General features: G+C 73.0%; 17 protein-coding genes. 12 read left to right on the forward strand and 5 right to left on the reverse strand.

Annotation, left to right across the window (positions count from 1 at the left end):
• The first annotated feature begins 198 nt into the window (after positions 1-198).
• A complete protein-coding gene (locus AC3IX6_RS22465; RefSeq protein ID WP_489364000.1) occupies positions 199-912 on the forward strand; it encodes a YveK family protein in 714 nt (237 codons plus the stop codon).
• The gene (locus AC3IX6_RS22470; protein ID WP_489364002.1) at positions 909-2,051 is read left to right on the forward strand and encodes a GNAT family N-acetyltransferase; all 1,143 of its coding nucleotides are present in this window, start codon (positions 909-911) and stop codon (positions 2,049-2,051) included. The genes AC3IX6_RS22465 and AC3IX6_RS22470 overlap by 4 nt, the downstream gene beginning before the upstream one ends.
• A gap of 14 nt (positions 2,052-2,065) precedes the next feature.
• Here the strand turns inward: AC3IX6_RS22470 and AC3IX6_RS22475 are convergent, their stop codons facing one another.
• Positions 2,066-3,763 (reverse strand): glycoside hydrolase family 26 protein, encoded by a 1,698-nt coding sequence (locus tag AC3IX6_RS22475; protein WP_489364004.1) that lies wholly within the window; start codon positions 3,761-3,763, stop codon positions 2,066-2,068.
• A gap of 294 nt (positions 3,764-4,057) precedes the next feature.
• Between AC3IX6_RS22475 and AC3IX6_RS22480 the strand changes: the two genes are divergently transcribed.
• The 5 genes from AC3IX6_RS22480 (at position 4,058) to AC3IX6_RS22500 (ending at position 9,524) form a co-directional block, all read left to right on the forward strand.
• The gene (locus AC3IX6_RS22480) at positions 4,058-5,344 is read left to right on the forward strand and encodes a carboxylate--amine ligase (RefSeq protein WP_489364006.1); all 1,287 of its coding nucleotides are present in this window, start codon (positions 4,058-4,060) and stop codon (positions 5,342-5,344) included.
• 128 nt (positions 5,345-5,472) lie between these two features.
• On the forward strand, positions 5,473-6,738 hold the full coding sequence (locus tag AC3IX6_RS22485) for an NAD(P)-binding domain-containing protein (protein WP_489364008.1): 1,266 nt from the start codon (positions 5,473-5,475) through the stop codon (positions 6,736-6,738).
• 32 nt (positions 6,739-6,770) lie between these two features.
• Positions 6,771-7,127, forward strand: coding sequence for a hypothetical protein (locus AC3IX6_RS22490; RefSeq protein WP_489364010.1), 357 nt, complete (start codon positions 6,771-6,773; stop codon positions 7,125-7,127).
• A gap of 14 nt (positions 7,128-7,141) precedes the next feature.
• On the forward strand, positions 7,142-9,262 hold the full coding sequence (locus tag AC3IX6_RS22495; protein ID WP_489371524.1) for a SpoIIE family protein phosphatase: 2,121 nt from the start codon (positions 7,142-7,144) through the stop codon (positions 9,260-9,262).
• An 82-nt stretch (positions 9,263-9,344) separates the two neighbouring features.
• Positions 9,345-9,524: a hypothetical protein gene (locus AC3IX6_RS22500; protein ID WP_267039024.1), complete on the forward strand. Its 180-nt coding sequence runs from the start codon at positions 9,345-9,347 to the stop codon at positions 9,522-9,524.
• A 184-nt stretch (positions 9,525-9,708) separates the two neighbouring features.
• Here the strand turns inward: AC3IX6_RS22500 and AC3IX6_RS22505 are convergent, their stop codons facing one another.
• On the reverse strand, positions 9,709-10,155 hold the full coding sequence (locus AC3IX6_RS22505) for a DUF6299 family protein (protein WP_489364012.1): 447 nt from the start codon (positions 10,153-10,155) through the stop codon (positions 9,709-9,711).
• A gap of 174 nt (positions 10,156-10,329) precedes the next feature.
• On the opposite strand from AC3IX6_RS22505, the gene AC3IX6_RS22510 reads away from it, so the two are divergent.
• Together AC3IX6_RS22510 and AC3IX6_RS22515 are read left to right on the forward strand one after the other, a co-directional pair.
• Positions 10,330-10,935 carry a DUF4352 domain-containing protein gene (locus tag AC3IX6_RS22510; protein WP_489364014.1) on the forward strand — a complete coding sequence of 202 codons (606 nt, stop codon included), beginning with the start codon at positions 10,330-10,332 and terminating at the stop codon, positions 10,933-10,935.
• A gap of 57 nt (positions 10,936-10,992) precedes the next feature.
• A complete protein-coding gene (locus AC3IX6_RS22515) occupies positions 10,993-11,487 on the forward strand; it encodes a DUF5949 family protein (protein ID WP_489364016.1) in 495 nt (164 codons plus the stop codon).
• A gap of 138 nt (positions 11,488-11,625) precedes the next feature.
• Here the strand turns inward: AC3IX6_RS22515 and AC3IX6_RS22520 are convergent, their stop codons facing one another.
• The 3 genes from AC3IX6_RS22520 to AC3IX6_RS22530 all read right to left on the reverse strand — a co-directional run bounded on the left by AC3IX6_RS22520 (position 11,626) and on the right by AC3IX6_RS22530 (position 14,922).
• The gene (locus tag AC3IX6_RS22520) at positions 11,626-12,873 is read right to left on the reverse strand and encodes a cytochrome P450 (protein WP_489364018.1); all 1,248 of its coding nucleotides are present in this window, start codon (positions 12,871-12,873) and stop codon (positions 11,626-11,628) included.
• Between the two features lie 144 nt (positions 12,874-13,017).
• On the reverse strand, positions 13,018-14,172 hold the full coding sequence (locus AC3IX6_RS22525) for a low temperature requirement protein A (protein WP_489364020.1): 1,155 nt from the start codon (positions 14,170-14,172) through the stop codon (positions 13,018-13,020).
• Between the two features lie 27 nt (positions 14,173-14,199).
• Positions 14,200-14,922: a sirohydrochlorin chelatase gene (locus AC3IX6_RS22530; protein ID WP_489364022.1), complete on the reverse strand. Its 723-nt coding sequence runs from the start codon at positions 14,920-14,922 to the stop codon at positions 14,200-14,202.
• Positions 14,923-15,194: 272 nt separating this feature from the next.
• Here AC3IX6_RS22530 and nirB point away from each other — a divergent pair, with 272 nt between their 5' ends.
• The 3 genes from nirB (at position 15,195) to AC3IX6_RS22545 (ending at position 21,044) form a co-directional block, all read left to right on the forward strand.
• Positions 15,195-17,981, forward strand: coding sequence for a nitrite reductase large subunit NirB (gene nirB, locus AC3IX6_RS22535; protein ID WP_489364024.1), 2,787 nt, complete (start codon positions 15,195-15,197; stop codon positions 17,979-17,981).
• Between the two features lie 164 nt (positions 17,982-18,145).
• Positions 18,146-19,567 carry a NarK family nitrate/nitrite MFS transporter gene (locus AC3IX6_RS22540; RefSeq protein ID WP_389686287.1) on the forward strand — a complete coding sequence of 474 codons (1,422 nt, stop codon included), beginning with the start codon at positions 18,146-18,148 and terminating at the stop codon, positions 19,565-19,567.
• Between the two features lie 172 nt (positions 19,568-19,739).
• Positions 19,740-21,044, forward strand: coding sequence for an anaerobic C4-dicarboxylate transporter family protein (locus AC3IX6_RS22545; protein ID WP_489371525.1), 1,305 nt, complete (start codon positions 19,740-19,742; stop codon positions 21,042-21,044).
• Positions 21,045-21,175 lie beyond the last annotated feature (131 nt).

Consider the following 21,175-nt stretch of genomic DNA (forward strand, 5'->3'; position numbering starts at 1 on the left):
AAACGCCGGAGGGGCTGAATGTGACGCCGGAGGGGCTGGGTCTGGCTCCGGCGGGCCGGGACGTGCCCGTCGTGAGCCGCGCCGATGACGGCCCGCCGGGGGGCGCCGCCGCCGGTGGCGACATCGGCTGATCCGTACCCGCGGGGCCCGCACCGGGTCCCGAAGCAAGCACCCGTCCACCAGGAAAGAGGTACGCACATGGCGGACAACGCCGACCAGAAGAAGTCCACCCACCGGCGCCGGGTACGGCTGCTGCCGCCGCCCGCGTGGTGGCCGCTGCCCGCCGCCGCGCTGCTGGGGCTCGCCGCGGGCGGGGCGTACGGGGTGCTCAAGGCGCCCGAGTACGCCGCCACCAGCTACGTCGTCGCGGTCCCCGACGACACCACCGAGCCGGCCACCGCCCTCGGCTTCGCCCAGGCCTACGCCCGCATCGCCACCAGCAGTTCGACCCTCGCCTACGCCCAGCCCCGCGCGGGCATCGGCGTGCAGAAGCTGCGGACCCAGGTCCGCGCCGAGACCTCCCCCGAGTCCCCGATGATCGCCATCACCGGGACCGCGAAGAGCGCCGGCGAAGCCGCCGACATCGCCAACGCCGTCGCCGACGCCCTCTCGCTGAGCAGCAACCAGGCCGCCAAGAACACCGGCGTACAGCTGCTCCTCTTCAACCAGGCCGTCGCGCCCAGCGACCCCGCCTCCGCGTCCCCCACCCTCAGCGGGGCGGTCGGCCTGTGCGCCGGCGGGCTGCTGGGCGGGCTGTGGCTGCTGGCCCGGCCCACCGCCGCCCGGCGGCGCGGCGAGGGTCCCGCCGCGGAGAGCGTCACGGAGACGGCCGCGGAGACCGTCGAGGAGTACGCCTCGCTGCCCGCGCAGGGCGAGCCCGCCGCGGCCAAGGAGAAGGAGTCGGTGCGATGACCACCGGCTCCGCCGGGGCCCTGTCGGTGACGCTGTGCCGCGATCCCCGGCAGTTCGCCGCGCTGGAGGAGCCGTGGAACCGGCTCGTCCGCGGCTGTCCCACCGCCACTCCGTTCCAGAGCCACGCCTGGCTGCACTCCTGGTGGCTGTCCTACGGCAAGGACGGCCGGCTCCGCATCGTCCTGGTGCGGCGCGGGGAGGAACTGGTCGGCGCGGCCGCGCTGATGCTCGTACACCGGCCGCTGCCGCTGCTCGTGCCCCTCGGCGGGGGCATCACCGACTACTTCGACGTGCTCGTGGCCGCGGACCACGCCGACCAGGTCGTCCCGGCCCTGGCCAACGGTCTGCACCGGGCCGCCCGGGGCGCGGTGGTCGACCTGCGCGAGGTGCGGCCCGGGGCCGCCGCCGAGGCCGTGTTCGCGGCCTGGCCCGGGATCGGCAGCAAGCTCACCGACTCCACCTGCATGGAGCTGCCGTCCATGCCCTTCGACGAGCTGGTCAAGCGAATGCCGGCCTCCGGCGCCCAGCGGGTCCGGGCCAAGCTCCGCAAGACCGACGCGGCCGGGATCGAGGAGCACGAGGTCACCGAGCAGGAAGTGCCGCGCGCGGTACGGACCTTGCTGCGGCTGCACGAGAAGCAGTGGCGCGGACGCGGGGTGACCCCCGAACACCTCAAGCCCCGCTTCGCCGAACACCTGACCCGGGCCACGCGGCGGATGGTGCGCGCCGGGGAGGGGCGGCTGGCCGAGTTCCGGCTCGACGGGAAGGTGGTGGCCGCCAACCTCACGCTGCTCTCGGGCTCGCTCAGCGGCGGATACCTCTACGGAGCCGATCCCGACCTGCGCGACCGGAAGGTGGACGTGGCCACGCTGCTGCTGCGCTACGAGACCACCCGCGCGCTCGCCGAAGGCCGCCCGGTGGTGAGCTTCCTGCGCGGCAACGAGCCGTACAAGAACCACTGGCGGCCGCGGACGGTGGTCAACCAGCGCTTCCTGCTGGCCACGACCGCGCTCGCGCCCCTGCTGCGACTGCACGAGTCGCAGGTGACGGGGCGCGAGCGGGCGGTGGACGCACTGCGGGAGGCGTTGCCGGCCGCCAGGGACTGGCGGGCGCGGCTCAACGAACTGCGGGTCCGATGACCCGGACGCCCCGCCTAGAAGGGCCAGAAGCCGGTCTCCTTGCCCCAGTCGACCTTGACGCAGACCGACTGCTTGCCGACCAGCTTGGAGAGCCACTCGCCGAAGTTGATCGGCACGCACCACTCCGTGCTGTTGACGGGCGGGGTCGTCGGCTTGGGCGGCTGGGACGGCTCGGGCTTCGGTACGAGCGGCGAGGGCGAGGGCACCGGGGACGGGACCTCGGGGCTCGGCTTGGGCGCGACCGGGCTCGGGCTGACGCTCGGGCCCGGGCTCACCGGGACCTCGGGGCCGACCGGGCTGACCTCGGGGGACGGGACCAGCGGGCTGGGTTCGGCCGGGCTGGGGACGGCGGGACTGGGCACGGCGGGACTGGGCACGGCCGGGCTCGGCTCGACCGGGACCTCCGGGCTCGGGACCACGGGCGAGGGCGTCGGAACGACCGGGCTCGGGGCGACCGGGCTCGGCACCGCCGGGCTGGGCTCGACGGGGCTCGGGACGGCCGGGCTCGGGACCAGCGGGCTGGGTTCGGCCGGGCTGGGCTCGACGGGGCTCGGGGCGACGGGGCTCGGGGCGACCGGGCTCGGGGCGACCGGGCTCGGGACCTCCGGGCTGGGGAGCACGACCGGCGGGGTGACCACCGGCGTCGGGATCTCCGGCGTGGGGACCTGCGGGGTCGGAACGACCGGCGTGGGCACCACGGGGGTCGGGATGGCCGGGGTCGGGATGACCGGGTCGGGCCGCTGCGGGGTCAGCGCCTCGCGGAACACCTTCGTCGAGGCCGGGTTCTGCTTGCACTGCCAGACGCCGTGCGGGCAGTAGTCGGTGATGGTGTGGTAGAGCGGCTTCTGCTGGTGGATCCACTGCAGCATGCGCCGCATGTACTCCGGGTTGTCCCCGTTGCGGAACAGGCCCCACTCCGGGTACGAGATCTCTTTGCCGTGTGCTCGTGCGAAGTCGACGTGCTGCTGGAGTCCGTACGGCTGGCTGATCTGGTCGTCGAAGGTCCGGCCGGGAGCCTGGTCGTACGAATCCATCCCGACGATGTCGACCACGTCGTCGCCCGGGTAGCACTTGGTCCAGCCGATCGCGTCCGTGCCGCGGTTCGGGGTGAAATCGAACTTGAACTTCTGGCCGGGCACGGAGCGCATCGTGTTGACGATGCGCTTCCAGTAGGCCTTCCAGTTCTCCGGGTCGGGTCCGCAGCGGTGGGTGTACGTGGTGCCGTTCATCTCCCAGCCGAGCACGATCACCGTGTCCGGGACGCCCAGCGCGACCAGCCGTTCGGCGAGCTTCTTGAAGTGCCGGTCGTACTGGCCCTCCGCGCCCGCCCGGATCAGCTGGGCCACCTGGCGGTCGGGGACCCGGTCCTCGTTCCGCTCCTGCATGGGCACGTTGAGGACGAACATCCGGTCGTCCCGCTGGCGCCGCCACTGCGCCCAGTCGTCCAGGAAGCTGACGTTTCCTTCGATGCCGGCCCACTGGTCACCGGGCAGATAGGTGTGCCCGACCCGGATCTCCTTGCCGCCCAGCCAGTTCGACAGGAACGGGATGCGGGCCACTCCGGGAGGCCCGTAGTCGAGGTAGGCGCCCATGGCGATGTCGGACCCGGTGTTCTGCTCCTCGGGGGCCGCGAGGGCGGCCCCGGTGGCGAGCAGTCCGGCCGTCACCGTTCCGATGCAGGTGCTCGCCAGTCGGCGGCGTGGTCTGGGCATGGCGTCTCCCGAGCTTTCCTGAATCGGTGTGCTTACCAAAGACGTTAGGCATCACATCTGACGAATGGCCTGTCCGGTGACGTCTGCCTAGGCCATTCGCACCTGCGCACCCTCCCCGCTTGGTCCGACTAGGTGAAAGACACCGCTCCCATGCACGCGCATCCCAGCCAAGTGCCCGCAGTTCTGCTCAGACTCGATCGGAATCCGTTCCACCACGGAACCCTCGGCGCCGTCAGATCCCTTGGGCGCGCGGGTGTGGAGGTCCACGCCGTCGTCGAGGCCGGGGGAGGTCCCATGGGGCGTTCGCGCTACCTGCGCGCCGTGCATCCCGGACCTTCCGGCGGACTCGACCCCGAGGCGCCCGAAGCGCTGCTGGAGTGCCTGACCGGGGTCTCCGAGCAGATCGGCCGCCCGGCGGTGCTCATCGCCATGGACGACCTCAGCGCGATCGCCGTGTCCCGGGTCGCACCGATGCTGACGGACCGTTTCCGGATTCCCCATCAGCCCGACGACCTGCCCGCGCGGGTGGCGGACAAGGCCGAGCTGTCTCGGCTCTGCGCCCGGTGGGACGTACCGCACCCGGAGACCGTGATCCCGGCGAGCGGGGCCGAGGCGGCGGAGGCGGCGTGGCGGCTGGGGCTCCCGGTGATCGCCAAGTGGAGCCGGCCGTGGCTGCTGCCCCCGGGCACGGGCCTGCGCAGCACCACCCTGCTGCACGCGGCCGCCGAGGCGCGGCGGCTGTACGAGCGCGCGGCCGAGGCGGGAAGCCGGCTGCTGCTCCAGCGGTTCCTGCCGGCCGGGCCGGACACCGACTGGTTCTTCCACGGCGCGTTCGCCCGGGGCGGGCGTCCGCTGATCACCGGGTCGGGGCGCAAGGAGCTGTCCTGGCCGGTGCGGACGGGGCTGACGGCGGTCGGGCGGTGGCTGCCGGATCCGGCGGTGGAGGAGGCGGGGCTGCGGCTCGCCGAGCGGCTCGGCTACCAGGGGATCCTGGACCTGGACTTCCGCCGGGACGAACAGGGCGTCTTCCGGCTGGTGGACTTCAACCCGCGTCCGGGGGCGCAGTTCCGGCTCTTCACGGACGCGGGCGGCCTGGACGTGGTCCAGGCGATGTACCTGGACCTGACGGGCCAACGGGTCCCGGAGCCGTCCGGCGGGCCGGGCCGGGTCTTCGTGGCGGAGAACTACGCCCTGCTCGCCGCGGTGCGCGGCCGTTCGCTGCCGCGCCGCCCCCCGGCTCCGCCCGCCGGGGCGGGCGCCGCGGCCGCCCCCGCGCGCCGGGGCCGGGAGCGGGGGCAGGTGGAGGCGGCGTGGTTCGCGGCCGACGACCCGATGCCGTTCCTGTCGATGCTCGCCGCCTTCCTGGGGCGGGGTGCGTTCAAGGGGCTGCGGGTGCTGCGCGGGGTCCCGGAGCAGGGCCGCCGGACGGCCCGGGCGGTGGTCCGCGCCCCGCGTCAGCGGGGCCGGGAGCTGCCCTCGCCCCCGCCTCCGCCCTCGGCGGCCGGGGCCTCCGGCGGAGCGGGCGGCCGGTCCGCACCGCCGGAGGCCCCGGCGGAGCCGGACGAGCTGGTGACGCGGTGACGTCGTGACGCGGTGACGTCGTGAATCCGTAGAACCGTGAAGCCGTGGAAGCCGTACGGGCGCAGGGCATCGCGGGGTGCAGGTGGCAGGGGACGAACCATGAGGCTGGAGGGACTGCGGTGACACGGATGGACGACCTCGTGGTGGTCGGAGCGGGGCCCTACGGGCTGTCGATCGCGGCCCACGCGGCCGGTGCGGGGCTCGGGGTGCGGATCCTCGGGCGGCCCATGGCCTCCTGGCGGGACCACATGCCCGAGGGCATGTACCTCAAGTCGGAGCCGTGGTCCTCCAACCTGTCGGCACCCGGCGGGCGTTACACGCTGGCCGAGTACTGCGCGGGCCGCGGGATCGCCGCCGAACACGGAACTCCGCTGCCCATCGGGACGTTCAGCGCGTACGGGCTCTGGTTCGCCCGGCACGCAGCACCCCCGGTGGAGGAGGCGACCGTCACCGAAGTCACCCCGCAGGGCGGGGGTTTCCTGATCCGCACCGCCGAAGGGCCGCCGCTGCTCGCCCGGACGGTCGCGCTGGCCGTGGGCGTGATGCCGTTCGTCCGGTACCCCGAGGCGCTACGGGAACTGCCCGCGGCCCACTACTCGCACAGCAGCGGCCACCGCGACCTGACCCGCTTCGCCGGCAGCGAGGTCGCCGTGCTCGGCGCCGGGCAGGCGGCCCTGGAGACCGCGGCCCTGCTCGCGGAGAACGGGGCCCGGCCGTGCCTCGTGGCCCGGCGCTCCCGGCTCAACTGGAACACCGTCCCGCAGCCGCTGAGCAGGCCCCCGCTGCGCGCCCTGCGCGATCCGCACAGCGGCCTCGGCACCGGCTGGCGCAGCTGGGCCTGGTCGGAGCTGCCCTGGGCGGTGCGCCGGCTGCCCGCGCCCACCCGGGAGCGGATCGCGGCGACCGCGCTGGGCCCGGCCGGAGCCTGGTGGCTGCGCGAGCGCTTCGAGCGGCGGGTCCCGGTCCTGCTCGGGCACCGGTTGCAGCGGGCCGTCCCGTCGGGCGGGCGGACCCGGCTCGGGCTGTCCAGCGCCGCCGGGGAGTCCGTCGTCCTGGACACCGCGCACGTCATCGCGGCGACCGGCTTCACCCCGGACCTGGCCCGGCTGGAGCTGCTCGACGCGGGGCTGCGGGCCGCGCTGGCCACCGTAGGGGGGAGCGGGACGCCGGAGCTGAGTCCCGGCTTCGAGTCCTCCTGGCCGGGACTGTTCTTCGCCGGGCTGCTGACCGCTCCCTCATTCGGCCCTTCCATGCGATTCGTGCACGGTGCCGGCTTCACGGCGGGGAGACTGGTGTCAGGAGTCCGCAAGCGTCTGGGGGCCAGGAGCCCGCTGACGGGGTCCACCGGTGCGCCCCGGACCGACCGGGCTCCGGCCGCCGGGCACAGAGCGTGAGAGCCAGTCACACGACGTGAGAGGGGTCCGCGATGAGCGATGAGCGCGCACAGGGCCGGGGCTGGGTGAGGATTCCGGCCAGCCGCGCGGAGCAGCCCGGCACGACGAGGGCGGCGCCCCCGCAGCCGTACGGGCAGTCCCCGTACGCGCAGTCCGCGTACGGGCAGGACCCGCATCCGCAGGACCCGTACCCGCACGCTCCGCACGCGCACGGCCGGCACGCGCAGGCGCCGTACCCGCAGGCCCAGTATCCGCAGGCCCCGTACGACCCCTCGATGATCTACCTCTCCCTCGTCAAGCGCTGGCAGGAGGCCGGACGCACCCTTCCGGGGCATCCTGACGAGGAGTGGGAGCGGCTCATTTCCCAGCCGTGCTGGCCCGGCCGTTAGGTGGTGTGAGTCTCGTGGCAGCGGCGGAGCGACGCGACAAGAGACCGGAGGGCCCCGGGAGCACGGGGAGCACCGGGAGCGCCCCGGAACCCCTCATCGGGCCCGGCGAGCGGCTCGCGCTCAACAGCATGGGCAGCTTCGAGTGGGACCTCGGCGCCGGGACCATGGACATGGACGAGGCCGGGATGGCGGTCTTCGACCTGGGGCCGGAGGACTTCGACGGCACCCCCGACAGCATGGGGCTGCGGATCCCCATCGACGACTCCGCACGGCTCCGGGACACCGTCCAGGGCGTCCTGGACGGCGGTGAGGAGACGTACGGCCAGTACTTCACCGTGCAGCGGCGCGACGGCCGCGACCAGTGGACGCACACCCAGGGCCGGGTCCTGCGGGACGCGGAGGGGCGCCCGGTGCGCATCGTCGGCATCGTCCGGGACGCGACCGCCGAGCTCGCCCACCTCACGGTGCTGCGGAAACTGGAGTCGGCCCGCGCCCAGCAGGCGACCATCGTGCAGCGGACCACGGAGGCCCTGTCGCGGGCGGTGACGGTCGACGACGTGACGGCCACGCTGACGGGCGCGGGGGCGCTGGAACGCCTCGGCGTCGACGGAATGGCTCTGGGGCTGGTCGAGGGCGGCCACATCAAGATCATCGCGCTCAGCGGGGAGTCCCTGGAGATCCTCAGCGAGCGCAAGTTCACCCGGCTGGACGGCTCGCTGCCGCTCTCGCAGGCGGTGCTCAGCCGGAAGGCACGTTTCGTCACTTCGCTGACGGAGCTGGCGGACGAGTTCCCGCTGCTCGCCGACTACCTGAACCGCATCCAGTACGACGCGGCCGCCTACCTCCCCCTCATCGCGCAGGCCGAGGCCATCGGCGGACTGGTGCTCTTCTACCGGCGCCGCACCGACTTCAGCCCCGAGGAGCGCAACCTCTGCCTGGGCCTGGCGGGCATCGTCGCCCAGTCGCTCCAGCGGGCGCTCCTCTTCGACCAGGAGCGAGAGTTCGCCACCATGCTGCAGGCCGCCATGCTGCCGCGGCGGATCCCGGAGATCACCGGCGGGGAGATCGCGGTGCGCTACCACTCGGCCTGGAGCGGGCGAGAAGTCGGCGGGGACTGGTACGACGTGATCGCCCTGCCCCGTGACCGCGTCGGCATCGTCGTGGGCGACGTCCAGGGCCACGACACCCACGCCGCCGCCATCATGGGCCAGCTCCGCATCGCCCTGCGGGCCTACGCGGGCGAGGGCCATCCGCCCTCCACCGTGCTGGCGCGCGCCTCCCGCTTCCTGGCCGAGCTGGACACCGAACGGTTCGCGACCTGCATGTACGCACAGGTCGACCTGGAGACCGGAGGCGTACGGGCGGTCCGCGCGGGCCACCTCGGACCGCTGATCCGGCACACGGACGGGCGAACGGGCTGGCCCAACGTGCGCGGCGGCCTGCCGCTCGGGCTGGCCACCGTCTTCGAGCAGGAGGAGTTCCCCGAGACCCGGCTCGACCTGGTCCCCGGCGAGACCCTCGTGCTGTGCACCGACGGGCTCGTGGAGGAGCCCGGCACCGCCATCACCCAGGGCATGGAGGCCCTCGCCCACGCGGTCCGCAGCGGCCCGCAGGAGGCCGGGGCGCTCGCCGATCACCTCTCGGACCGGCTGTGGGAGCGCTGGGGCTCCGGGGACGACGTGGCCCTGCTGGTGCTGCGCCGGGCGCCCGACCCGGGCACCCACCGGGCACCGCGCATCCACCAGTACGTCCACCAGGCGGACCCGGAGGGGCTCTCGGAGGCCCGCTACGCCCTGCGGCAGGCGCTGCGCGACTGGGGCATGCCGGAGCTCGCCGACGACGTGGAGCTGGCGGCGGGAGAGCTGCTGGTCAACGCCCTGCTGCACACCGACGGCGGAGCGGTGCTGACGATGGAGGTGCTGCCGGAGCCGGTCCGGCGGATCCGGCTGTGGGTCAAGGACCGCTCCAGCGTGTGGCCGCGGCGGCGGACCCCGGGGGAGTCGGCGACCACGGGGCGCGGGCTGCTGCTGGTGGACGCGCTGGCCACGCACTGGGGGGTGGAGTCCCGGGGCGACGGCAAGGCGGTGTGGTGCGAGTTCGACGCGGCGGGCAGCGCGGCGCGGAGCGCCCCGTGAGGGGGCGGACCGTGACCGCGTGCTCACGTCGAGTTGTGGGGTGGTGGGGGCGGGGTGATGATGCCGCCATGGAACGGTTTCTGTGGAACCTCCCGTGCGCCGGCTGAGCAAGCGCGCGGTGACGGGCGTCCTGGCCCTGCTGCTGTGCGCGGCCGGGGCGGCGACGGCGGTGGACTGGTCGACCGGGCGTCCGGACACGGATCCGGGGTGTCAGACGGTGGCCTTCATGTCGATGACGGGCGAGGCGCCCGCGTGCCGGTGACGGGCCGGTCCCGCTGACGGGCCGGTCCCGCTGAGGGGCCGACGGCGGCCGACCCGCTGAGGGGCCCCGGCTTCGGCCGACCCGCTGAGGGCTCCGGCTTCGGTCGACGCCCGGCTGCGCCCGGCGCCCGGGTCCCGGTAGCGGCGGCTACCGGAGGGGCGTACGCGCGCACCGCGGGCGGTGGCTACCGGTGGTCGATCACCCGGACCGGGTGGGCGTCCTGCGCGACCGTGTCGATCGACCGGGGCAGCAGCCCGCCGCCGAAGCGGATCTCCTGCAGCTCGGCCCTGGCCAGCGCCTCGCCGGCGTGCACGGTCGGGGTGAGCCGGAGGGTGCCGTGCGCCGACCAGTCGTGCACCTCGCCGTCGCACTGCGCGTCGCCGCCGCCGATGCTGAGGCGGACGCCCTCCTGCTCGATGGTCGCCTTGATCTGAACCGCTCCCGAGGGTGACGGCGCGGCGCAGTGGTACTCACCGAAAAGGTGGATCGTGCCGTCGGGGGCGATGTGCGCTTCCGAAGATACGTAAATGTCATTGCCGTAAGGGGCCGCATTCGCCGGGGCGGTGAATACCGCCGTGGCGCCCAGTGCGGCGAGTGCGGCCAAGGCCATGCGGGGGCCGGTCGTGGCCATCGTTCCTCCTGTTGGACGAGGGGTGCAAGGGGTTGCGGAATTCCGCCGGAACGCATTGTGCTGGCATATGGAGGCCAATGCGTTCCGCGGACTCGTGTCGGTGTGTGCAATTGCCCGCTCGGGCGCGTGAGACTGACCGGAATACGTTCCCGAAGATCCCCGAAGGGATCCCGCATGCGTCAGTCCGCTCTTGCCACGGCCACCCTCCTCCCGCTCCTGCTGTTCGGTGCCACGGCCTGCTCCGGCGCCCCCGAAGGGGCCGCGCTCGCCCCGGCCGCGGTGCCCGCCGTGCCGGTGGACGACGGTGCGCCGGGTGTCGGGGACGATCCCGCGGCCGAGCGCGACGGAGTGGCGAGGGCCGCTTCGAAGGACGCCCATGTGGGTGACTCCGTACGGGTCAGGGGCCGGGAGGTGGGCCGTCACCTCCAGGTGGTGCTCGGCGCCTACGTCGATCCGGCGGTCAGCGTCGAGAAGAACTTCGCCCCGGCGGCGGGCAAGCGTTGGGTGGCGGCCTCGATGTCCTTCGTCAACGTCGGCGGGGCCTCGTACGGGGCTCTCGGGCGCATGTGGGCGCTCGACGGCGCGGGGCAGCGCCACCCGGTGGTGCCCACCGGGGAGCTCACGACCGGCAAACCGCTCGTCTTCGATTCGCTCTCGGTCGGTGAGCGGGCCGAAGGATGGGTGGTGTTCGAAATTCCGGAAAACGCGCGCATCGTGCGGCTCCAGTACCAGGACGCGAACATGATGGCGAATTCCGGAGGTGGATTCTGGGCGGTCTAGCCCGCCCGGGTGAAACGGCGTCAAAGGGCCGGGCCGTCGACCACTAAGGTGCGGCGCATGACTTCTACCCAGGCCGAACTCGACCGCTCCAAGCTCGGCACCCTTTCGGTGCTCGCGTGGATCGGCGACCCCGAAGAGGCCCACGACATTCCCTATCTCCTCGCCTACATCCTCGGGGACGGTCCCGACGGTCCCGAGGCGAGCGAGGCGGCCGCCCGCGGGCTGCTGGAGGAGATCGGCCTGCCCATCGGCGACGTGGTGATGGACGGCGTCCGCAACCCGGCCTCCTTCCCGGTGCAGATCCTCCTGGAGGGCAACCAGATCGCGCTGACCCTGCCCGGCATGAACGCGAAGTGCATCGCCCCGCCGGAGTGGGTCAAGGCGGCGGCCGACAGCGGGCAGGCGTACTTCCTCTTCGCCACCCGCGCCTGGCCCGAGGCCGTGCCCGGACGGCCGGTCGACGCCGAGACGCTGCAGGCGTTCGCGGGGGACACCGAGGTGCTCAACCACAGTGCCCACGCCGTCCTCGCGGTGCGGCGCCTCCAGCGCTAGGCACCCCCTCGCGCGCAGGGCGTCGCCGGAGGGCGCGCCGCGCGCCGGCACCCCCGCTCCGGCCGCCGGGCTCCCAGCCTGCCCGGTGGCCGGCCCGCCTTTCCGGGCCGCCTCCCGGGGCTGCCCCTCCCGGCCCGCCTACGGCTGTTCGAAGGCGAAGCGCAGCGAGCGGACCCGGTTGTCGAAGCTGGAGCCGGCCAGGTCCGGCAGGCCGACCGCGCGCAGTGCGACCGGGCGGGTCAGCAGCTCGCGGAAGAGCGCCTTCATCTCCACCCGGGCCAGGTGCGCGCCCAGGCAGAAGTGCGGTCCGCCGCCGCCGAACCCCAGGTGGGGATTGGGGGAGCGGGTGATGTCGAAGGCGTCCGGATCGGGGAAGACCTCCTCGTCGCGGTTGGCGGAGGCGTAGTACAGCACCACCTTGTCGCCGGGCACGAACGTGTGGCCGCGCAGGGTGTGTTCGGCGGCGACCGTCCTGCGGAACTGGATGATCGGCGTGGAGTGGCGGATCATCTCGTCCACCGCGCCGTCCGCATGCGCCTCGAAGTCCCCGACCAGCAGATCGCGTTGGTCCGGGTGGTCGGTGAGCAGGGTCAGGCCGTGGGTGATGGCGTTGCGGGTGGTCTCCACCCCGGCCACCATCAACAGGGAGAAGAACGCACCGAGCTGGCGGGCGCCGAGCGCCTCGCCGTCCACGTTCGCGCGGACCAGGGCCGAGATCAGGTCGTCGGTCGGGTTCTCGCGCCGCTCCCGCCCGATCCCCGCCACCATCCGCTGCATCCGGGCCAGGGCCCGCAGTCCGCGCCCGGGCATCCGCAGCCGGGCCGTCAGGCCCCGCTCGACGCCGATGTTCTCGGAGGCGTGGTTGACGCGGTCGGCGATCTCGGCGCGGTAGCGCTCCGGGATGCCCATCATGTTGCAGATGACCTCCAGGGGGAGCTTCGAGGCCACCGCCTCGACGAACTCGTCCGGCCGCCGGTCCAGTACGTCGTCCACGATGCGTGCCGCCACCGCGTGGATGTCCTCCTCGGCCGCCGCCAGCAGCCTTGGGGTGAAAGCCCGTTGCACGATCTTGCGCAGCTGCGCGTGCTCGGCGCCGTCCAGGTTGACCATCGAGTCCCCGAACAGCGCCCGCACCCAGCGGGCCGGCTCGGGCGTCGTCACCCCGGGCGCGCTGGCGAACACCTTGGGCAGCCGGCTCGCCTCCTGCACGTCCGCGTGCCGTACGAGGGCCCAGTGCCCGCTGCCTTCGGGGACGAACACGGGGGAGTCCAGGGCCCGCAGGCGGGCGAAGGCGGCCAGGCGGTGGGCGGGGGGAGCCTGCCAGAAGGCCGGATCGGCCAATTCCCTGCCGGGGGCTGGGCCGGGGCGTTGCGCGGGGAGTGTCATGGGCTGAAAACGGTGCCGGGGGCGCGGGGGTGACGGGTCCGGCGCGGCGCCGTTGCCGGGCTCTGCCCGGACCCTCCCCGAGCCTCGTCGGCGCTTGAGGCGCGGGGTCTGGGGCGGAGCCCCGGGAAGCGGCGACGCACGGCGTCAACGGTCGGCACGCGTCGCCAGGGTCAGGCCGATGGCCACCGTCGCCGCCGCGGCCAGGCCCGCGTACAGGACGGCGTACGTGCCCGTCCACGAGCAGGCCAGGACCACGAGGGCGGAGACCGGCAGGGTCAGCTGCTGGGCGATGCCCCGCTTGAAGTGGCGGGAGTGCAGCAGCCAGACCATCAGCAGGAAGAGCGCGGTCGGGACGGTGACGGCCGCGTTCGCGGCGAGCTGCGAGACGTGCGCCTTGCCGACCGCGTGCTCGACCGCGACCTCGATGCCCGCGCCGATCGCCGCGCCCGAGGCGAAGATCAGCAGGTGTCCGTACCCCCACGGGATCGCCTCCCGGTTGGAGGTCAGGTGCTCGTGCATCGGCACCGCGAAGTAGATCCACCAGGCGGCGAAGACGATGAGCAGCCCGCCGGCCGCGATCGGCAGCAGCTCGCCCAGGGCCTCGTGCTCGTCGAGCGCCGACTTCACGGCCACCGTGCTCGCCGCGATCGTCTCGCCGAGCACGATGATCGTGAACAGGCCGTAGCGCTCCACGATGTGGTGGGCGTGCCACGGCGTCTGGTGGCCGCGCTCCGCCAGCACGGGAACCAGCAGTTCGGCGGCGACCAGGATCAGGAACAGCCAGCGCTTGGAGCCGTCCGGGGCGAACAGCAGCGCCACCCAGCCGGCCTGGCACAGGACCAGCCCGGCCGCGTACTTCAGGGCCGCCGCGCGGGCCTCGCCGCGCTCCCCGGAGGCGGCCCGCAGCCACTGGGCGGTGAGGGCGACGCGCATGATCAGGTAGCCGATGACGGCCACCGTCCAGTCGTTCTGGTCGAACGCCCGGCTCACGCCCGCCGCGTAGACGAGCACGCCGCAGATCTGGACGAGCGTCGCGAGCCGGTACGGCACGTCGTCGCAGTCGTAGGCGGAGGCGAACCACGTGAAGTTCATCCACGCCCACCACACACCGAAGAAGACGAAGGCGTAGCTGATCACGCCGGTGCCGGGATGTCCCTCGGCCAGTGCGTGCACGAGGGCCGCGCCCGCCTGTGCGATCGCGACCACGAAGCACAGGTCGAAGAACAGCTCCAGCGGGGTCGAGGCGCGGTGGCCCTCGTCCCGGCTGCGGGGGGTCATGGGTACGTAAGCCAGAGCCATACCGCCAGGACAGCAGTCCTACGGGGCTCAGCAGGCGAGGCGCGCGGCCCTGAGGGCCCGTGTGCCCCGGGCGGACTCGTACCGGCCCAGGACGAGCCGGGCGAGGCGCGGGTGGTCGGCCAGCGGCTCCGAGACCGTCCAGGCGGCCGAAGCGTTCAGGGTGCGCGTGAAGCGGCCCGGGGCCAGCAGGTGCGTCGCCACCGCGATCCGGCGGTACCCGGCGGCCTGGAAGGAGGCCAGGGCCTCGGGGACGGTCGGCCCGGCGGAGGTGAGGTAGGCGGGGACCGCGGGGACGGGGGCGGCGCCGTCGTCGTACTCCAGCAGGGCGGACAGCTGGGCCGCGCAGGCCTCCGTACCGGCATTGCCACCGGGGCGGGAGGAGCCGGCGCCGGCCACCACCACCGCGTCGGCCCGCGTGTACGGGCCGCGGCGCCGCTCGGCCTCGCGCAGCCGGCCGTGCAGGGCGCGGGCGACGTCGCGCTCGCCGCTGAGGCCCTCGGTGAGCACGCAGCCGGTGCCCTCCAGGACGGCGGGTATGTCGACGCGGCGGTGGAAACCGTCGCCGAGCAGCAGGGGGACGACCACGGCGTACGGGTGCTCCCGCACGACCTCGGCGAGCGAGGGGCGCTGCACGTCGAGGTGCCCGACCAGCGCGTGCACCCCGCTGATGGCCTCGACGGCGGCGACGAGCCGGTCGATGGTCGCGGCCGCTTCCGGAACCGCGCTGCCGTGGACGGCGATGACGAGCATGTGGTCTGCCTCCCTGATCCACCCCGTGGGTCCCCCTCCCACGCTAGGCGCGGCGCGGGCCCCCGGGAGCCTGGCCAAGGGCCCGCGTGACGGGCCGGAGGTCCTGTGTGGAAAGGGTCGTTTCCCCGTCCCCAGGGGTCCTTTTCGGGCGTTCGGGGCCGCGGCGCGGACCTACCGTCGAAGAGTCGGAACGCATGCACGCGTGACGTCTTGGCCCGGCCGCCCTGGCCGCCCCGGGATCGCGCGGCACAGGGACACACGGAGTGAGATCCATGGGGCAGACGCTGGTTGTCATCGGCCACGGCATGGTGGGGCACCGCCTGCTGGAGGCGCTCGCCGAGCGTGACGCGCTCGCCGACCCGACCCGCCCCGAGCGCGGCGGCTGGCAGGTCACCGTCCTCGCGGAGGAGGAGCGCCCGGCCTACGACCGCGTGCACCTGTCCGCGGCCTTCACCGGCTCCACCGGCGAGGAGCTCTCCCTGGTCGAGCCCGGCTTCCTGGAGAAGTACGGCATCGACCTGCGCCTCGGCGACCCGGCGGAGCTGATCGACACCACGGCCCGCACGGTCACCGCCCGCTCCGGCGACGTGCTCGGCTACGACGCGCTCGTGCTGGCGACCGGCTCCTACCCCTTCGTGCCGCCGATCGACGGCGCCGACGCGGAGGGCTGCTTCACCTACCGCACGCTCGACGACGTCGAGGCCCTGACCGCGTACGCCGCGGGCGCCGAGGTCCGCACCGGTGTCGTCATCGGCGGCGGACTCCTCGGCCTGGAGGCGGCGGGCGCGCTGCGCACGCTCGGACTGGCCACGCACGTCGTGGAGTTCGCGCCCCGGCTGATGCCGCTCCAGGTGGACGACGGCGGCGCGGCCGCCCTGCGGGCCACCATCGAGTCCATGGGCGTCGCCGTGCACACCGGCGTCGGCGCGGCCGGTGTGCAGATCCACCCCGACGGGCGGGCGCAGGCGCTCCGGCTGACCAGCGGCGAGGAGATCGGCTCCGACGTCGTGGTCTTCTCGGCCGGTGTGCGGCCGCGCGACCGCCTGGCCCGCGAGTGCGGGCTCGCCGTGGGCGACCGCGGCGGGGTCGTCGTGGACGGCCACTGCCGCACCAGCGACCCCTACGTCTACGCGATCGGCGAGTGCGCGCAGACCGCCGACGGCAAGGTCTACGGGCTGGTCGCGCCCGGCTACCAGATGGCCGAGACCGTCGCCGAGGCCCTGGCGGGCGCCGGCGAGCTGACCTTCACCGGGGCCGACACCTCCACCAAGCTCAAGCTGATGGGCGCCGACGTGGCCTCCTTCGGTGACCCCTTCGCCCCCGAGGGCCGCAACGGGGCCGTCTCCGTGGTCTTCTCCGACGCCCGCGAGGGCGTCTACAAGAAGCTGCTGCTGGGCCCCGACGGCGCGCTGCTCGGCGGCATCCTGGTCGGCGACGCGGAGGCCTACGGTTCGCTGAAGCCGCACGCCGGCCGGCAGCTGCCGGCCCCGCCGGAGGCGTTCATCCTGCCGTCGGGCGACGGCATGGCGCTGCCCGGCGCGGACGCGCTGCCCGACGACGCGGTGGTGTGCAGCTGCCACAACATCACCAAGGGCCGGGTGCGCGAGGCGGTGGTCGCGGAGTCCCTCACCGACATCGGCGGCATCAAGAAGTGCACCAAGGCCGGCACGGGCTGCGGCGGCTGCCTCGGCACGCTGCAGGCGGTCCTGGACGCCGAACTGGCCGCGGCGGGCATAGAGAAGCCCCGCGGACTGTGCGAGCACTTCACCCTGACCCGGGCGGAGATCTACGAGAAGATCCGCACCGAGCGCATCCGCAGCTTCAGCGAGCTGCTGGAGTCCCACGGCGAAGGCGGCGAGGGCTGCGCGGTCTGCAAGCCGGTCGTCGCGAACGTCCTGGGCACCCTCGCCCCCGACCTCGGCATCGGACACATCCTGGAGGGCGAGCAGGCGGCCCTGCAGGACTCCAACGACCTCTTCCTCGCCAACCTCCAGAAGGACGGCACCTACTCGGTCATCCCGCGCGTCGCCGGCGGCGAGATCACGGCCGAGCAGGTCATCGCCCTCGGCGAGGTGGCCAGGGACTACGGCCTCTACACGAAGATCACCGGCGCCCAGCGCATCGGCCTCTTCGGCGTCCGCAAGGAGCAGTTGCCGGACATCTGGCGGCGGCTCGGCGGCGCCGGATTCGAGTCCGGGCAGGCGTACGGGAAGTCCCTGCGCGCGGTGAAGTCGTGCGTGGGAGCCCGCTTCTGCCGCTTCGGGCAGGGCGACTCCATCCAGCTCGCGATCGACCTGGAGCTGCGCTACCGGGGTCTGCGCACCCCGCACAAGTTCAAGGGCGGCGTCTCGGGCTGCCTGCGCGAGTGCGCGGAGGCCCGGGGCAAGGACATCGGCGTCATCGCCACCGCCAACGGCTGGAACCTGTACGTCAGCGGCAACGGCGGCGCGACCCCGCGCCACGCCGACCTGCTGGCCTCGGACCTGAACAGCGCCGAACTCTTCGCGCTGATCGACCGGTTCCTCATGTACTACATCCGCACCGGCGAGCGCCTGGAGCGGACGTCCGCCTGGCTGGAGCGGCTCGGCGGCAGCACCGCGGGCCTGGAGCACCTGAAGGCCGTCCTGATCGAGGACTCGCTCGGCCTCTGCGCGGAGCTGGAGGCGCAGATGGAGCGCCACGTGTCGGCGTACGAGGACGAGTGGTCCGCGGTCCTGGAGGACCCGGCGGCGCTGGAGCGCTTCGGGACCGTGGACTTCGGTGCGGCCGAGGGCGCCGAAGGCGCGGCGCAGGCGCTGGAGCCGGGCCGCGGGCGGACCGCGGTGCTGCCGGACGGCACCGAGGCCGCGGTCTTCAAGGACCGCGCGGGCGAGGTCTACGCGGTCGGCAACCGGGACCCCTTCTCGGGGGCCGACGTCATCGCCAACGGCATCATGGGCTCGCGCGACGGGGTGCCCGTCGTGGCCTCGCCGATGCACAAGCAGGTCTTCGACCTGCGGACCGGCATCTGCCTGGACGACCCCGAGGTGTCCCTGCCGCTGGTGGAGCTCAAGCCCTAGGGCTCTGCGGCGGCCGTACCAACGCACTGTGGGCGATGGGACCTTGTCCTGTCGCCCACGCGACGTTCTCCCCTGATATCGGGCGCCCCTGTAGGCGGACCCTAAGAAGGTCAGGGCTTTCAGCTTCATTCTTCTCAACCCCTCCGAACGTGTCAGGACATGCCATGAGTTCCGCCAAGCAGGACGCGCGCGCGGCGACCGGCCGAGTGCAGGCGCCCGATCCGGCGCAGTACCGCCCCGGTCGCACGATCACGGAGTGGACGCCGGAGGACCCGTCCTTCTGGCAGACCACCGGCAAGAAGGTCGCCACCCGCAACCTGTGGATCGCGGTACCGGCCCTGCTGGTGGCCTTCGTGGTCTGGCAGGTGTGGAGCATCACGGCGACGAACCTCAAGGACGTCGGCTTCGGCTTCTCCCAGTCCCAGCTGTTCTGGCTGACGGCCGTCCCCGGCATCACGGGCGGTACCGCCCGCATCCTCTACACGTTCATCGGCCCGATGATCGGCCAGCGCCGCTTCACCGCGGTCTCCACCGTCGTACTGATCGTGCCGCTGCTGTGGCTGGGCTTCGCGGTGCAGGACCCCACCACCTCCTACAGCACGCTGGTCGCCATCGCCGCGCTCTGCGGCATCGGCGGCGCCAACTTCTCCTCCTCCCTGGCCAACATCGGCTTCTTCTACCCGAAGCAGGAGAAGGGCAACGCGACCGGAATCAACGGCGGCCTGGGCAACCTGGGCGTCTCCGTGGTCCAGCTGCTCACCCCGATCCTGATCACCACCTCGGTCCTGGCGATCGGCTCGGGCCAGAAGAAGGCGGACGGCTCGGAGATCTACCTCCAGAACGCCGCGTTCGTCTGGGTGCCGGTCCTGATCGTCCTCGCGGCCGTCGCCTGGTTCGGCCAGAACGACCTGAAGGTGGCCTCCACCCCCTTCAGCCAGCAGAAGATCATCTTCAAGCGCAAGCACAACTGGCTGATGACCTGGCTCTACGTCGGCACCTTCGGCTCCTTCATCGGTTTCGCGGCGGCGCTCCCGCTGCTCATCAAGACGACCTTCCCGGCGTACTCCGTGGCCACCTACGCCTGGATGGGCCCGGCGCTCGGCGCGCTGGCCCGCTGGGCCGGCGGCTGGATCGCCGACAAGTTCGGCGGCGCACGGGTGACGATCCTGTCCTTCGTGGGCATGGGCGCGTCGATCATCGGCGTGATCACCTTCCTGCCGGCGGGCTCCGACACCGGCTCCTTCTACGGCTTCTTCTTCTGCTTCCTGTCGGCGTTCTTCTTCTCGGGCATCGGCAACGGCTCGACCTTCCGCCAGATCCCGGTCATCTTCCGCGGCCAGCACCTCGCGGGCCTGACGGAGGGCACCCCGCAGTACGCGAAGGCCCTGAAGCAGGCGGAGATCGAGTCGGGCGCGGTGACCGGATTCACCGCGGCCATCGCCGCCTACGGCTTCTTCTTCATCCCGGCGATGTTCGCCAACTTCGCCGTGACCAGCGCGATGTGGGGCTTCGTCGGCTTCTACGCCAGCTGCGTCGTCGTGGCCTGGTGGTTCTACGCCCGCAAGGGCGCGGAAGCCCCCAGCTAGTCAGTAGCCCTGGCCGGGCCGGCCCGGGCGTGGTTCGGCCCTCCGCTCCAGCGGAACCCGACCCCGCCCGGGCTTCTCGGGGCCCGGCCCCCGGACCCCCGCTCCGCACCCGCCGGAGGGGCTGGACTCGGCCGGCGCCCCCACAGACTGAAAGGCCACGCCCGTGCTCGGCATGTTCCTGCAACTCGGTGTCATGGTGGCGGCCATCGCTCTCGGGTCCCGCAAGGGCGGGGTGGCCATGGGGCTCTGGGGAGCCGTCGGGGTCTTCGTGCTCGCGACGTTCTTCGGGGTCACCCCCGCCGACACCTCCGGCATCGTCGACGTCATGCTGATCATCCTCGCGGTGATCATGGCCGCCGCGGCGATGGAGGCGGCCGGCGGCATCGACTACCTCGTCGGCCTGGCCGAGAAGGCGATCCGCCGCAAGCCCAGCCGGGTGGTCTACGTGGCTCCCCTCGTCTCCTGGGCCTTCACCTTGGGCGCCGGCACCGCCCACGTCTTCTACCCCCTGCTCCCCGTGATCCACGACGTGGCCCGCGAAGGCGGCGTCCGGCCCGAGCGGCCCATCGCGGTCGCCTCCATCGCGGCCACCTTCGGTATCACGGCCTCGCCCGTCTCCGCGGCCATGGCCGCCATGATCGTGATGTTCGACGGGGACGGCTGGAACCTGCCGAGGATCATGGCCGTCGCCGTGCCGTCCACGCTGCTCGGCGTGCTCGTCGCGGCCACCGTGCAGTCCCGGATCGGCAAGGAGCTCGGGCAGGACGCCGAGTACCTGCGCCGACTGGCCGCCGGTGAGATCGAGGCTCCGGCCCCGGCCGAAGCCGCTCCGCCGCTGCGGCCGCGGGCGCGCTGGTCCGCGTACCTCTTCCTCGGCGGGACCGTCGCCGTCGTCCTCAGCGGACTCTTCCCGGCGCTCCGCCCCGAAGCGGCCGAGGGGCCGCTCTCGATGCCCGCCACCATCGAGATCCTGATGATGGCCGTGGCCGCGCTGATCCTGCTGCTGTGCAAGGTCGACGCCAAGCGGATACCCGGCACGGACGTGGCCAAGTCCGGCCTCGTCGCCGTCATCGGGGTCTTCGGGCTGTCGTGGCTGGGGCTGTCCTTCATCGGCGCCAACGAGAGCCGGATCACCGGTGCGCTCGGCGGCGTCGCACAGGACCACCCCTGGTTCTTCGCGATCATGCTGCTGCTCCTCTCCGCGCTGCTGTTCAGCCAGGCCACGACCACCAAGGCGCTGATGCCCCTCGGGCTCGCCCTCGGTATCCCGGCCCCCCTCCTCATCGCGATGTGGCCCGCCGTGAACGGCTATTTCCTCCTCCCCACCTACGGCACCTTCATCGCGGCGATCAACTTCGACAGGACCGGCACCACCCGCGTCGGCCGCTTCGTCGTCAACCACTCCTTCATGCTGCCCGGCCTGATCACCACGTGCGTCGCGGTATCCACAGGCTTCGCTCTGGTTCAGATTGTCTGACCGGTCCGGCTCCTTTCCGTCCGCTCCGCCAGGCCTGCACGAACCCTTTCCGAGAATCTTGTGAAAGTTTTCACAAGTGCACGATGGACCTTTGACCTGCTCAAAGTGCCAGGTCAGCCGGGATGGGAGAC

The organism is Streptomyces sp. GL_141, assembly GCF_057834385.1.